This is a genomic window from Dehalococcoidia bacterium (assembly GCA_028711995.1).
GTDB lineage: Bacteria > Chloroflexota > Dehalococcoidia > SZUA-161 > SpSt-899 > JAQTRE01.
The window spans coordinates 29018-43851 of record JAQTRE010000012.1 but is presented as its reverse complement, the minus strand read 5'-3'; the positions used below and the strand labels follow the sequence as shown (position 1 = coordinate 43851).

The window sequence follows — 14834 nt, the reverse complement described above, 5'->3', positions numbered from 1 at the left end:
TTTTGAGTTCATTGCGCTCCTCGTCCGTCAATCTGACCTTGTATTTCAATAGGGGCATAGCAACCTCCTTTCTGAAGATTACTATACCGCTATTTTAGCGTCAATACAAGCATGACATGACACTAGTTAGAGACCTTCCCAACCTCGCCTTCAATGGGCACCGTGAAGAAGAACGTCGACCCTTTGCCCTTCTCCGATTCCAACCATATCCGGCCGCCATGAGCTTCCACCAGAATACGGCATACCCTTAATCCCAGCCCCAGACCGGCTATGGTATCGTTCTCATACGCCGCTATTCGCTCAAAAGGCTGGAAGAGTCGAATCTGGTCCTCCGGCGATATCCCCATCCCCTTATCGCTCACACCGATAACCAGTTGAGCCTCCTCATGGCGAGCAAAAACCTTCACTTCACCGCCTTTCGGCGAGTACTTGATGGCATTCTCCACCAGGTTATGAAGCACCCGCTCCATCCTGATCCGATCAACCGTGACGGCCGGAATATCAGGGGGGATATCTATAGTGAGATGGTGCACGGCTGATTTGGTCTGCAGCTTGCCTATCACCTCACGGGTCATCGTCGCAATCTCCGTTCGTTCTGATTGAAGCGCCAAACGGTCGGACTGATGACGTGAAAGCTCAAGCAGATTCTCCACAATGCCAGCTAGGGCCTCGGCATATAATCCAGCATTGCGAATTAGTTCTCTGGATTGCTCCGCAGGTATGCCCTCCATACCGGCTACCGATAGAGAGCCGATGATAACCGTTAGCGGCGTTTTGATTTCATGAGACACCATGCCGATGAACTCGTCCTTTATCCGCTCCGTCTGCTTGCGCTCGGTGATATCCTGCACACCGGCAAGTGCACCCGCATAGACTCCGCGCTCATCCATCATTGGCGAGGTCTCCATTATCACGTGAATTCGGCTGCCGTCTTTGCGGACAAACGCGAGTTCGTGCTGTTCTTTAATACCCCGCCGGAGACGTTCCATATTGCGCGCTGTTTCAATACCCTGTTCATCCATGAACGAGAACAAATGTTTTCCTTGCATTTCCTCGACAGTGTAACCGAACATCTCTGCCAGGCGCGGATTGACAAACGTTATGGAGGAATTCCTATCGATCACCCAGATACCTTCATGCAAAGTCTCGATGAGCTGACGATATTTCCTTTCGCTCTTCTGCTGTGCTTCTTCTGCCTGCTTGCGCTCGGTGATATCACTGATCGCCATTCGAATCTGGACCGGAGTTCCGGTGCTATCTTGTACGGCGATGCTTCGAAGGTGAGCATAGAACGGCTCGACGCCCTTTTTGAGGAGTTTGAGTTCGCAAGCCTGTGGGGTCAGCGTCTGGGAAACTTGTTTGCGATGCAGAATGAACACACCGCGGAAATCGGGAGAGACAAGGCTGGAGAATGCCCTTCGTATGAGATAGCGGCGCTCAATCTCCAACAGCTCAGCGGCGGCAAGGTTGGCTTCTATGATCGAGCCATTCTGGCCCAGTGTGATGTAGCCGATGGGGGCAAAATCGTACAGATCGACATATTTGCTCCGGGACTCCTCCAGTTCACCCTGTGCACGGCGAAGCTCCTCATTTTGCATCTCGAGTTCGATTTGATGAACCCGCAGTTCGTGAAGCACGTTAAGGATTCTTTCGGGAGGGACGTTTTGGAGCGTTCCGGAGCCAATATCCACCAGTTCCTCCGCGTGTCTTCGAAGTGCACTGGCATATTTTGTCTCATGTTTGTCTTGTTTAGCCATCCCCCTCCTCATCAGGTGGATAACCAGTCGCCTGGTGTGATGGTTGGCAGATCGATTGTAAAGGTCGTCTCCCTGCCCGGTGTGCTTAGTACATAGATTCGTCCGCCATGCTCCTTGATGATCCCGTAACAAATGCTGAGCCCCAAGCCGGTCCCCTTTCCAACATCCTTGGTAGTGAAGAATGGATCGAATATCCGGTCTATGGTATCGGGCGGGATGCCTGCCCCATCATCGGTAAAGGTTATGCGGATCAGCTTATCAACTGGCAATGTCTTGATTAGCAGTCTGCCTTTGCCATGAGCCTCCTTCATGGCATACGCCGCATTGTTGATCAGGTTCAAGAACACCTGCTGAAGCTGATTTCTATCAGCCATTATAGTGGGAAGATCAGGCGAAAAATCACGGATGATCTGGATGTTGTCCAGAGACAGCTCATATGCACGCAGTTCCAAGGTCTCCTCGATGGTCTTGTTGATTGAGAGAGGCTTCTTTTCCGGCTCGCACCGGCGGGCAAAAGAGAGGAGATTGCCCACAATCGTGATGGTGCGATCAGTCTCTTTGTTGATCGTCTCCAAATCTGCCCGGATGCTTTCATCCTTGACCTCTTCGAGCAGCAATTGGGCATAGCCGGAAATTGCCATCAGGGGATTATTCATTTCATGGGCCACACCGGCCACCAATTCCCCTACCGCGGCCAGTTTGGCGGACTGCAGCAGCTGTTCCTGACAGGCCTTCAGTTCTTCCAACGCCTTTTCAAGCTCGATGTTTGTCCAGCGAAGGGCTTCTTCTGCCTGCTTGCGCTCGGTGATATCACTGATCGCCATTCGAATCTGGACCGGAGTTCCGGTGTCATCTTGTACGGCGATGCTTCGCAGGTGAGCATGGAACGGCTCGACGCTCTTTTTGAGGAGTTTGAGTTCGCAGGCCTGCGGGATCAGGGTCTGGAAAACTTGTCTGCGATGCACATGGAACGTGTCGCGGAAATCGGGGGAGACAAGGCTGTGGAATGCCCTTTGTATGAGAAAGCGGCGTTCAATTCCCAGCAGTTCAGCGGCGGCAATGTTGGCGTCTAGGATCGAGCCATTCTGACCCAGCGTGATGTAACCGATGGGGGCAAAATCGTATAGATCAACATATTTGCTACGGGATTCTTCCAGTTCCCCCTGGGTACGGAGAAGCTCTTCGTTTTGCATCTCGAGTTCGATCTGGTGAACCCGCAGTTCGTGAATCATTTGGTGGGCCTTCTCTCGGCTAATGTCGGCGAGGTATTCGGGGCCGACATCTGCTAGGTCTTCAGCCCGTTTTCGCAGGGCGCTGGCATATTCTTTCTCGTCTTTGTCTTGTTTGGCCATTCCCCTCCTAGGAGGGTCGGCTAACCGACCGTTGGCTCCTGTTTTTGTTTGGTGACGTCTTCCATGGCCAGAAGAATCAGCCTGGCTGGGTTATTGTGCTGCCGAATTTGCCTGCCGTTTACCAGCATGACGCGCTGTCCGATATGGGGAAAATCGCGGCTTATCCGAACATCCTCGAAGGCAGCGTTGCTGGCGATAAGCTTCTCCATCTGCTGGCGGAGTTCTGGCACATCCCATTGCCGATCTCCCAGATCGTAGAGGCACTTCCCATCGGTCTCTTTTGGGGTCATCTGGAAGATCCGATAGAAAGAACGGCCCGCCGATATCACCCGCAGGTCCGTATCCAGCACAAGCAACGGCTCTCGGATGGTATCGACAATATTCTGGGCATATTCACGGGCATCCTCGGCCAACAGAGCGTTTCTTTTCTGCTGAGTGATGTCATTGAAGGTTATCACCACACCGGCAATGACATTGGTGACAGTTCGGTACGGCGTGATGCGCATAAAATACCAGCGGCCATCTTTGGTTGCCACTTCCGTTTCTTTGAAAGCCAGCGTTTTGATGACGTGCTGGACATTTTCAACCAGGTGTTCGTATTGCAGGTTCGAGGTGATGTGACTGATGGGCCGGCCAATATCCGTCTGGATCAAGGGAAGAATATTGCCGGCTGCGGGGGTGAAGCCCTTAATATCCAGTTCGGTATCCAAGAAGAGGGTAGCGATATGGGTGCTGTCGAGCAGGTTCTTCATGTCATCGCTGGCTTGGGAAAGTTCGTCGTTGCGACCCTGAAGTTCTGCATTTACGGTTATCAGTTCCTCATTGAGTGATTGCAACTCTTCCTTGGAGGTCTCCAGCTCTTCATTGGTGGATTGTAATTCCTCATTGGCTGACTTAAGGTCTTGGTTGGAGATCTCGACCTCCTCAATGGTTGTTCGGAAATACTCCTTGGTTTGCTTGAGTTCCGTCTCCAGCTCTGCCACTTGAGCATTGACCGGATGTCCCGAACTGCCTTTCTTTGGCGATCTGGTGTTTGCCGGAGGCTTTGCCTCTTCGAACACCACCATCATCATCCCGCGAAGGGCTTCCGGCTCCGTAATCGGCTTGACGGTCAGGTGAACGGATTGCTGGCCTCCATTACCCTCCACCTGCAACCTCTCATAAGTCACTTTTTCCTTCTTGGAAGCAACTTGACGAATGGCGGTTGTCAGCGCTGTTCTCAGTCCGGAACGGGCCATCGCCAGGATATTCAGACTGGCTTTCCCTTGAGCAGGCTCCAGATACTGACCGGTCCGGCCATGAACATAGGAGATATCGCCCTTTTCATCGATCACGACGCATGGCGGGACATAATCTTCTAGCAGAATCTTCTCAAGCTGTCGGGGCATGTTCATTTCTCTGGTTCTCCTTGCCGTTAACGTAGCTTCCCCTTGAGCTGCCGGGGATATGCGAGGGTGCGCAGGGAATTGTGTCCAGGCATGATTTGCCAGAATGGATTCCTTACGGTTGAATATCTTCCATTGCTTGTCAACCACACCAAACAAGTCAGTAAAGCTGCCGATGGTTTCCGCAGTACCCAAAAAGAGTACCCCTTTGGGCCTCAAGCTGTAGTGGATAATCGGCAGTATTTTCCGCTGCAGGTCCGTATCCATATAAATGAGCAGATTTCGGCAGCATACCATATCCAGTTTTGTAAACGGCGGGTCGTGGATGATGTTTTGAGGCGCAAAAACCAGCATCTCCCGAATGGTTTTCTTGATGCGGTAACCGTTATCCTCCTGGGTGAAAAACCGCCTGAGTCGGTCCTTGCTCACATTCGCAGAAATACTGGAAGAGTAGTGACCCTCACGGGCGGCATTGATGGCCCCGGCGTTGATATCCGTGCCGAAAATCTGAGCCCTGAATTCCCGTTTAAGATCATCCATACACTCCTGCAGGGTAATAGCTATCGAATAGGCTTCTTCACCGCTGGAGCAGGCGGGGACCCATATGCGTATCGGATCATCCCCGGATTTGCTTTCAACCAGTTCCGGTAAAACCTTCTGTTTGAGGACTTCAAAAGCTCCCGAGTCCCTGAAGAAACTGGTCACGCCGATCAAGATTTCGCTGAAGAGGACTCCCACTTCCCCAGGGCTCTGCTCCAGATAGCGGACATAGCTGGCAATATCATTTATCTGGTGGACATTCATCCGCCTTTCAATCCGCCGGAGAATTGTATGCTGCTTGTATAAGGAAAAGTCATGCCCTGTGTGGGTGCGAAGGAGAATGAGTATTTTCTGCAAGGCATCGGATGGATCTCCTTTAACGGAGATCATTGCACTGTCTTTTCCACGCGTTGCGTGTTGGAAGTATTCCACCAATTGTCCCGGTATCTCTTCCGGCGGCAGGACGTAGTCCGCCATACCAGTGGCCATGGCGCTTCTTGGCATGCCGTCATACTTGGCCGAATCCGGGTCCTGGACTATTACCAATCCCCCCTCGCTCCTGATCTCCCGCAGTCCCAGGGTTCCGTCCGTTCCGGTTCCGGAGAGAATGATGCAAGCGGCGTTCTGTTTCTGGTCCTGCGCCAGGGTTCGGAAAAAGGAATTGATGGGTAACCTCGAAGCTCGCGACACGGCGGGCTGCATGAGTTGGAGGATTCCATTGAGGATGGCCAGGTATTTATTGGGAGGGGTGACATAGACGTTGTTGGGTTCGACCTTCGTTCCATCAACTGTCAGGTGAACCTTCATTCTGGTGAATCTTTGCAGGAGATCGGGAAGGATGCTGACATGAGAGGGATCCAGATGGGGAATCAGCACAAAGGCCATCCCGCTTTCTGCCGGCATGCTGCTGAAGAACTTTTCAAATGCTTCGAGCCCCCCTGCGGAAGCTCCTATACCGACAATTGGGAAAATGCCACTCTTTTTCTCGGGGGAAGAGGTTGGGGATTTCAAGGCCCGCGTGGTTTTAAGTAGCTGCTTTTTTGAGCTTGAGGATTGGCTTTCTGTCGGTGTGGTTCTATTTTCACTGACCCCCATAAGCACTCACTTCAGTTTGGAGTATTCCTTTTGCGCTAGAGTAGCACAAAAGGAATATATGTTCAAGCAAATCGTCTGGGAGCTAAGGCCTGCCAGATAGGCCCTGATATGGTCTAATAGGAACAGACATCTATGGTGGATAGAGTTGTTTGAAGTTAGAAGACCTCTCAAAAACAGAGAGGAGCCGCCAGAAGGACGCTTGATCGAATCTTGTGTGGAGACCGACGGAAAGATATACGCAAGGCGTGGGAAGCTGAGACAAAGGAAGATGATCGAATATGACCCTGTCTAACATGCAAACTTGACTGGTTTTTCCCGGGGAGGCCATAAGGCCCCCGGGAAAATAAGTACATTCCAAAGGAATAATTACGTAGCTCTACTGATGTTCTTTCTCCGGGCGCTCAAATATCATTGATTAAAATGGGTGGCTTGTTTTTGCAAGCCTTGGGCCAAGAGGAGGGCTCCTCAATCGCAGAAACGGAAGCGACTTTGATAGTCCATTTGTGGGCGGCCAACTATGGGTAGGGGAGGGTCATCCTTATGAGTATATCGGTCAGAAATATCATCAGAGACGTTTCCAAGGAACCTTCATACCGGGAGCTCCGTGATGTGGAGAGGCGCCTCCAGCAAGAGTTAGAGGCTGAAAGACAGAAAAGGGCTGATTTCCTGAGGGTGTTGGTCCATGAGCTAAAGGGATCCTTGACGCCTCTGGTGTTTTCCAGCCAGCTTCTTCTTAGCGAACTCTCCGAATCGCCGGTTGAAGATGCGTCGTTGGTGCGGTTGGCGGGCAATATGCAGCGCGGCGCTCAGCGGCTTAATAAGCTGATTGATGAACTTCTTGATCTGGCACGAGGCGAGTTGTTCATGCTAAAGCTGCACACTGCCCAGTTGAACATGTCGGAACTCCTCCTTCAGATCAGTCAAGAGATGAGCCCGATTATGGCGCAGCAGGGGAAAACGCTTGTCCTGGAGGTCCCGCCATCGCTTCCCCCGGTCACCGCTGATGAAGATCGCATCCGGCAGATCATCACCAATCTTTTCAGCAATGCCCTGAAATTCACTCCTCCTGGGGGCACCATCACCCTGGAGGCGAGAGCGGAGCCGGATAAACTCATTGTGGCGGTTCGGGATACGGGTTCCGGGATGACGGAGGACGAACAGCGCCGCCTGTTCGAGCCCTATCATCGGGTGGAGAAGGACAGGGAGCGCTTTAACGGGTTGGGGGCTTGTTTTGTGCAAGGTGCTCGTCGGCCTTCATGGGGGGTGGCTTTGGGTGGAGAGCGAGGAGGGAAAAGGGAGCACCTTTAGTTTTTCCATACCCTTGTCCACCTCCACTTGAACAGCCGGCCGAGCTGTGAGATATGATATCTTTCCGACCCTTGCTTGTCGCACAGGGAAATGTGGGATATCGGCTGACGGCATTGATGGCAGCAGGGGAGAACAGATACTGCACCATTGTAAGGAGGCGCAAACGCAGGCACCCTAAAACCGAAAAGATCGCCATCGGGTTTTCAGTGGCCTTCCTCTTCTTACCGTATCAATCCCCGGGTCTTCGACTGACGGCGTATTTCGTTTGTCTACAAGTTGTCCCTGAATATTTTTGGAGGACGGCATCCAAACGAAGCCAGTGCCAGCCACGTTGGGCAAAATAGACCGGTGCGGTACGCTAAGAATAGCAGATTTGCCATCACCCGGCCCGGGCTGGATGATGCTCTGACCCGAAGGCGGTGAGATCGGTGCAAAAAACCGAAATTGGTTATCAGGTCATCGAGGAAAAGGCTATCGAAGAGGACAAGGGTGTTGCAGCTCTATCGGACTGTGCTCAGCGAGCTGAGGGCTTTGTCTGGGAAGAAAAACCGTCGATCAGCCGGGAGGCGCGGAAGTCAACAACTGAAGAGATAACCAAAGCCCGGGATTACAGCGAAGGTTTACTTAAGGCTATGCCGGAAGGCATTTGTGTGATCGATCCGCAGGGCAAGGTCGTTGACGCCAATGATGCGCTTCTTCTGATGGCGGGTTCAAGGAGAGAGGATATCGTTGGGCTGCCTTTCAAACAGGTTCTCATCTCGCATGCTGATCCTTCGGAACTAGGGAAGATAGCTGCCAGTATGAGACAGCTTGCGATCGGGGCTCCGTTAAAGATACAAGAGCTGACTCTTAGAACAAACGATGGAAATCGAATCACGGTATTGGTTTCGCTGAGCGTGGTGAAAAATGATGGGGGCGAGCCAGCGCTGTTTGTTGCCTTGCTAAGAGACATAACGGAGCGCAAGAAGGCGGAAGAGAAACTGGCGGAGTCGGAAAAGCTCTATTCGACTATGGCCAACAGTTCTCCGATCGGCATTCATATCGTCCAGGATGGAAAATTCATAATGGTGAATCCTCAGCTGTGCGAGATGACGGGTTATACCCGTGATGAACTTCTGGGAATGGAGTCATTGAACCTAGTACATCCTGATGACAGAGAGCTGGTCAGGGAGAACGCTATCAAGATGCTGAAAGGCCAGTCCAGTTTGGCCTACGAATACCGCAGTATCCGCAAGAACGGCGAAATTCGGGTAGTGCTGGAGACGGTCGCTTCCATTCAACATGGGAGTGAGCGAGCCTTCCTGGGTAATTATGTTGATATCACCGTGCGTAAGGAGGCAGAGAACAAAGTCTTCCAAGCCAACAGTCAACTGGAAGCCGCCATGCAACAACTGGAAGCCAGTCAGGCGCAATTGATCCAGGCCGCCAAACTGGCTGCTGTGGGCGAACTGGTGGCAGGAGTGGCGCATGAAATCAATAATCCTCTGACGGCTATCTACGCCATGTCTCAGTTGCTGGTGGAGGAGGCCAGGGATGAAGATTCCCGGGAAGACTTCCTGATCATCCAAAAACAGACGCAACGGGTCATTGAGATCGTTCGTAATTTGCTCTCGTTTGCCCGCAAGTACGAGTCCAAAAAGATGCCCCTCTGCGTTAATCAAGCCATTGAAAGCAAGATTAAGCTGCGCGCGCATGACTTGGCTATGGGGAACATCAAAGTCATCTGCCTCTTCGATCCGGACCTTCCCGGCACCATGGCTGATAATAATCGGCTTCAACAGGTGTTCTTGAATCTGATCAACAATGCCTATGATGCCATGAGGGAAGCCCACAAAAAGGGCGTGCTGACAATTGGTACCGAGAAAGTCGATGGGTTGATCCGAATCACCTTTTCCGATGATGGGCCAGGCATACCTTCCGAGATTGTTGACCGGCTATTCGAGCCGTTCTTTACCACCAAGGACGTGGGCAAGGGGACCGGATTGGGTCTTAGTGTTTGCTATGGAATCATCAGGGAACATGGCGGAGAAATACGTGCCGAAAGCGTTCTCGGGAAGGGGGCGACTTTTACAGTTGATCTTCCGATAGTTGCCGATTCTTCAGGGGGTCTGCCTGAACTCGAACGGGTCGGGAGGCGCAAGTGACAAGCGGAAGCACGGGCAAAGGGTCAATCATTGTGGTCGATGACGAGCAATCGATTCAAGATTTGATGTGCCGGTCGTTAACGAAGGAGGGCTTCGACGTTGTCGCCGTGGGAAATGGGTTTGATGCCCTGGAGATGGTATCCCGACGCCATTTTGACGTGATGTTTCTGGATATTCTCATGTCGGAGATATCCGGGCTGGATGTGTTGGCGATCATGCATACCCGCTATCCCGATACTACTGTGGTGATGCTGACTGCCGTGTCTGATATCGAGTCGCAGAACAAAGCCTTCAGGCATGAGGAGTATGCTTATCTGGTGAAACCCTTTAAAGTGGCCGACGTTGTTGCCATGGCAAAGGGGCTTATCTGCAGCTTCAAAACCGATGAGTGTGCGGCTTCTGAGCAGGGTAAGTATTGAGCACAGCGTTCTATATGCGGATCATTTTGTGGGAGATTTGATGTGTCTGCAGTTTCGTCAAAAAGGACAATGCTGGTTGTAGACGATGAGGCTGCGGTGCAGGATGTCATCGCTCGAACCTTCAGAAAACGAGGGTATGAGGTGTTGTTGGCATCATGCGGCGATGAGGCCATGGCTATGGCCCGAGAAGAAAAGTTCGATGTGTATCTCTTGGATATCAGAATGCCCGGAATGGACGGACTGGAACTGCTGGGTGAAATAAGGCATCTCTGTCCTGACGCTATGGCGATTATACTGACGGCACAGGACGGTGAGGAAAACAATCTCAAGGCAAAGGCAATTGATCTGGGTGCTTTTGCCTATTTGAACAAACCCTGTTCTCTGAAAGATGTGGAGGATACCATAGAGAGAGCCTATCAGCAAGTGCCTGCGGTGCCATCTAAGAGATTGATCATGCTGGTTGACGATGAGGCTGTAATTCGGGAGGTTGCCAGTCGGGGTCTGACAAAACGAGGCTATGATGTGGTGACGGCGTCGTGCGGCGAAGAGGCGATCGAATGCGCCAAACGCCGGGAGTTTGATGCCTATGTGCTGGATATCCGGATGCCCCGGATGAACGGACTGGAAGTCCTGCGCATCATCAAGAGCATGTATCCCGATGCAATCGTAATCATGTTGACGGCTGTGATAGACAGCGAAATGCGGACGGAATGTACAGCGATTGATCTCGGGGCTTTTGCTTACTTGAACAAACCCTGCGGCGCCAACGAGATCGATGATGCCCTGAAGCGAGCCTTTGCAAGCGAATCCAACGCGTGGGCGCGTGTCTAGTTGACTAATGAAGGTTAGTATTGCTACTATCGATCGGCCGGTGATTTTCTCCGCTGGTTCCCATGAAGAAAACTGGCGTTGGCTGTTCGAATAACCTTGTTCTTTTAAGGTAGGACAAGGCGTGTTGTCACCATAAAGCAATACGTTTGTCCCACCGAAACGGCAAATGAGAGGGCAGGCGTCTGGAAAAAGGGGAGGTCATCCATGATCAAACGGTGGGCATCCCTGCTGGCAGTATTAGTGCTCTTGCTATGTTTTCTCAGCCAACTCCTGGCATGTGGCGGCGGAGACACTGGCAAAAACGCTACTGAATCCTCAACCTCGCCAGCCAATTCTTCCGCAGCAACGCCTGCCTCCCCACCACCCGGGAAAACGGCAGTCACCACATCTCCGACACCTCAAAACCACATTAAGGCCCTGGTGGAAACTAGAATCTTCTACTACACAAAAGACGGCTGGGATGCTGTAGCCCCACCACCCCGGGGCCCGGCCGAAACCTATCAGATAACGGACGGTAGCGCCAACTATACCAGCAATCTGGACGTATCGGGATCGCTTGTCCATGGGGTGACAACATTCATCATGTGGAGTGCGCCTCCCCAATCTTTCGTTGAAGGGGAAGAGATCACTTTCACTGCCAGGGCATGGGGGAAGATCGATGTCCGCAGGCAGGTGACCCCGGTGTGGGCCCTTTCGGCATTCTCGTTGAAGGGGGACGGGGAAGCGGTAGGACTGCCTACTCAGGTAGGGACGACCGCAGATCCCGATCTGAAAGGCCAGGAGACCAAATATACCTACCGTACTCCGATCGATGCTACCGAATGTCCCATCGAGATTTATGTGGATGTTGGACCCTATCGGGCATGGATCACTTATCTTTATCAGCGAGGCGTTGAAGATGCCTCTCTCCCGGCCCCGCTGATCTTTGTCCCCGGGATAATTGGCAGTCAACTGGTGGGGCAGGATGGGCATGTGCTCTGGCCGCCAGAGGGGCCTGGCGCTTCTCGCGGTTTCTCCAATCGGGAAGCCATCCGTCAGGACTTTGTCCGCCTCAGCCTGAATCCAAATACCGGTCCTCATGAAATCGTCACCGCTACCGATGTCATCCGCACCGATGGGACAGACCTCTACTATGGTCCTCTTCTGGACTATCTGGTGAGCAAGGGCGGTTACAAGGAATACCAGGTGAACAACGATCCCAGCAGGCGTACTGCTTTCGGGTTCGACCGTGTTCAAAAGGATAACAATCCCACCCTGTTTGTCTTTGCTTACGACTGGCGGTTAAGCATTGAGGACAATGCCGAGGCTTTGGCTGATTACACGGCGGGCATTGCCCAAATATACCCGCAGAAGAAGATCGACATCCTGGCGCACAGTATGGGGGGGCTTATTGCGCGTCGCTTCATCATCGATAATCCCGGCAAGGTCAATCGGCTGATCAGTATTGCCAGCCCCTTCCTCGGATCGCCCAAGCCGCTGTATCAGATGCTCTACGGCACCACCGGGGTCAGTTTCACGGATAACGTTGCCTGGGGACTTTTTGGGGATGAACTAAAGGAGATGCAGGCATACTATCCCGGCGTACATGAATTGATGTCAACCGAAGGATATTTCACTTTGGGCGGCCATCCTTTTAATGTGTTGGATTATGGCAAGGCGGGAGGCCGAATGGACTATCAGGGAGAAGATGTGGATTTCTCTTCGCTAATGGGACCGGGCGGAATCGTGGAAGAACGGTTCAGCCTGCCGAGCTATAACGGAAAGACTCCGGCGCAAAGCAATCGAGATTTCCACGCCTATAGCAACGGAGGAAACACCCAGGACGATTGGAGTAATGATACTACCGGGGTAAAGTACTACCATATCATCGGAGTGCAGAACTCAGGGGATACGCCGCTGACATTGCAGGAAAGCTATTCTATCACCTCACCCCCCATTCCGGGATGGCGCTTTGTGAAATATGGACCTGGAGATGGAACTGTTCCTCGTCTCAGCGCCGAAAGGATCGGGGTCGATGGCCGGAGTCTCAATGCCCCCGGCGCACAATTCATTCTTTTCACCGATGGAGATGACAACCTGCTGGAACATACAGGTTTAGTCACCAACCCCGCAGTGCAGAGCAAAGTGCTTGATATTCTTAAGGGTAGTTAAAATGGAGACAATCTCGATCCCATTCTTTGCATAGTTCGTGGGCCATCTTCAGTTGACGGTCTTGCTGCGGACCCTTCCTTGCGCTTATCCCCATTGTCCCGTATACTTGAGGTAGTGGCATATCAAGCTTACCAGTTATTCAGTAATCCCTTAAAATCTCCCCTGGAAAAGGTTTCCTCAAGGGTCAGGCTCTTGATTATTGAATGACCCAAGTTCATGCTTTGGTGATGTCAGGAGGACATTCTATTAGCTTCACACACTGTAAACCGGCGGAGGTCCATCTCTTCACTGATGTTATCCGTGCCGGCGGTACCATACTTATCCCTGTTCCGGAAGTCACAATTCCTCAGGTCTTTGAACTCATCTCCGGATAGGCAAAAGCCCTATCAGCCAAGGTGGCATCAATCATATGGTCCAAATCGAGACTCTTAGCGAGGGTTAATCTGAAACAGGAGTGACAATGATAAATCTTGTTGCATTTGAAATCGGCGAGCAGTACGAGAACCGGAAAGGAAAATACGAAGTCCTTGAGATTGAAGGCGATGACATGCGCATTCGCTGGGATGACGGAGATGAGATCAGTACATCCGTAACCATGCAAAGTCATATCCTCAATCAGATACGAGAGCACCTGGAACGGCTGGCTCTTAACAAAACCCCACCTCCAGTCAAGAAGGCTGCTGCCCCCAACGGCTGGCATCGCGTTGTGCGCTAAAGATGCGTGCAGTGTGATAATTAGGGAATCATCCACCAAAGAAGCTGCTCAAGCGGACCGGAAAGGGTAACTCCTTTTGCGCGTGGGCTGGCTTCTTTGATTCAACTGGGTGTCATAGTGGTGGTTGACTTGGAATCCGGTCATCGACCACAATGGCCCAGGGCTGTGCTTTCCATATCTCTTTACCCAACCGTACAATCTCTTGATCTGTGGGAATCAATTGTATTAATATGGAGGCAATCTGTTTAGAGATGCCCGGATGTTCAGAAAGGAGATTGGACATGGTGAAGCGCGAGCGGAAGGCAGTGATTAGCCGGAAGACCAAAGAGACTCAAATAGAGCTTGAGCTGGATATCGATGGGTCCGGCGTTTTTGAGATCAGTACCGGCGTGGGAATGTTCGATCATATGCTGGAGCAACTGGCCAAGCACGGCCGGTTTGATCTGAAGATTCAAGCCAGGGGCGATCTCCATGTGGATGAACATCACACCGTAGAGGATGTGGGCATCGTCCTCGGGCAGGCGTTTGACCAGGCGCTTTCCGACCGTAAAGGGATCGTGCGGATGGCGCATGCCATCGTGCCGATGGATGAGGCGCTGGCGCTGGTGGCAGTGGATTTTTCAGGGAGAGGTTACGCTGTGGTGGAAGCCTCTTTTGATAAGGAATACATCAACGAACTTCCTACAGACTTGATTAGGCACTTCTTTGAGTCTGTTGCGATGGCGGGACGGTTCAATCTGCATATGAAGCTGCTGGCGGGGGAGAACGATCACCATAAGGCCGAAGCGTTGTTCAAGGCGCTGGCCAGAGCGCTGGATGAGGCCACTCAGATCGATAAGAGAACGGCCGGGAAAGTCCCCAGTACCAAGGGAATTATCGCCTAGCCTCGGATTTCTTCCAGTTCAAACCGGAAGTCCTCGATGATGGGGTTGGCCAGAAGCTTCTGGCACATTTGCTTCACTTGCTCTTCGGCCTTGGGCAGGCTTTTCTCGTTGACCTTGAGTTCCATATACTTTCCGGCGCGCACGCTTTCCACTGACTTGAACCCCAGCGTATGAAGTCCGCCCTTGATCGTCAGACCCTGGGGGTCGTTCACGGATGGCTTCAAGGTGATATAGACTTTGGCTAGATACATTA

The 14834-nt window shown here is 52.1% G+C and carries 11 protein-coding genes; 7 read left to right on the top strand and 4 right to left on the bottom strand.

Annotation, left to right across the window (positions count from 1 at the left end; translation table 11 throughout):
* Positions 1-122: 122 nt before the first annotated feature.
* Genes PHV74_03640 through PHV74_03630 form a run of 3 tightly spaced genes read right to left on the bottom strand, consistent with a single transcriptional unit; the run spans position 123 to position 6129 of the window.
* Positions 123-1757: a PAS domain S-box protein gene (locus PHV74_03640; GenBank protein MDD5093458.1), complete on the bottom strand. Its 1635-nt coding sequence runs from the start codon at positions 1755-1757 to the stop codon at positions 123-125.
* A gap of 11 nt (positions 1758-1768) precedes the next feature.
* A complete protein-coding gene (locus tag PHV74_03635) occupies positions 1769-3109 on the bottom strand; it encodes an ATP-binding protein (protein MDD5093457.1) in 1341 nt (446 codons plus the stop codon).
* A gap of 20 nt (positions 3110-3129) precedes the next feature.
* Complete coding sequence (locus tag PHV74_03630; GenBank protein MDD5093456.1) at positions 3130-6129, bottom strand: chemotaxis protein CheB; 3000 nt, start codon at positions 6127-6129, stop codon at positions 3130-3132.
* A 540-nt stretch (positions 6130-6669) separates the two neighbouring features.
* On the opposite strand from PHV74_03630, the gene PHV74_03625 reads away from it, so the two are divergent.
* From PHV74_03625 to hisB, 7 genes are all read left to right on the top strand, one after another.
* Complete coding sequence (locus tag PHV74_03625; GenBank protein ID MDD5093455.1) at positions 6670-7437, top strand: HAMP domain-containing sensor histidine kinase; 768 nt, start codon at positions 6670-6672, stop codon at positions 7435-7437.
* A gap of 428 nt (positions 7438-7865) precedes the next feature.
* Positions 7866-9581 (top strand): PAS domain S-box protein, encoded by a 1716-nt coding sequence (locus PHV74_03620; GenBank protein MDD5093454.1) that lies wholly within the window; start codon positions 7866-7868, stop codon positions 9579-9581.
* The gene (locus PHV74_03615) at positions 9578-10000 is read left to right on the top strand and encodes a response regulator (protein MDD5093453.1); all 423 of its coding nucleotides are present in this window, start codon (positions 9578-9580) and stop codon (positions 9998-10000) included. The genes PHV74_03620 and PHV74_03615 overlap by 4 nt, the downstream gene beginning before the upstream one ends.
* A 69-nt stretch (positions 10001-10069) precedes the next feature.
* The gene (locus PHV74_03610; GenBank protein ID MDD5093452.1) at positions 10070-10831 is read left to right on the top strand and encodes a response regulator; all 762 of its coding nucleotides are present in this window, start codon (positions 10070-10072) and stop codon (positions 10829-10831) included.
* Positions 10832-11035: 204 nt separating this feature from the next.
* Complete coding sequence (locus PHV74_03605; protein ID MDD5093451.1) at positions 11036-12982, top strand: alpha/beta hydrolase; 1947 nt, start codon at positions 11036-11038, stop codon at positions 12980-12982.
* Positions 12983-13442: 460 nt separating this feature from the next.
* Entirely contained in the window at positions 13443-13697 is a 255-nt protein-coding gene (locus PHV74_03600; GenBank protein ID MDD5093450.1) for a hypothetical protein, read from the top strand.
* Between the two features lie 281 nt (positions 13698-13978).
* Positions 13979-14581: an imidazoleglycerol-phosphate dehydratase HisB gene (gene hisB, locus PHV74_03595; GenBank protein MDD5093449.1), complete on the top strand. Its 603-nt coding sequence runs from the start codon at positions 13979-13981 to the stop codon at positions 14579-14581.
* Here hisB and purS read toward each other — a convergent pair.
* Positions 14578-14832 (bottom strand): phosphoribosylformylglycinamidine synthase subunit PurS, encoded by a 255-nt coding sequence (gene purS, locus PHV74_03590; GenBank protein MDD5093448.1) that lies wholly within the window; start codon positions 14830-14832, stop codon positions 14578-14580. The two genes, hisB and purS, sit on opposite strands and share 4 nt — an antisense overlap.
* Between the last annotated feature and the right edge of the window lie 2 nt (positions 14833-14834).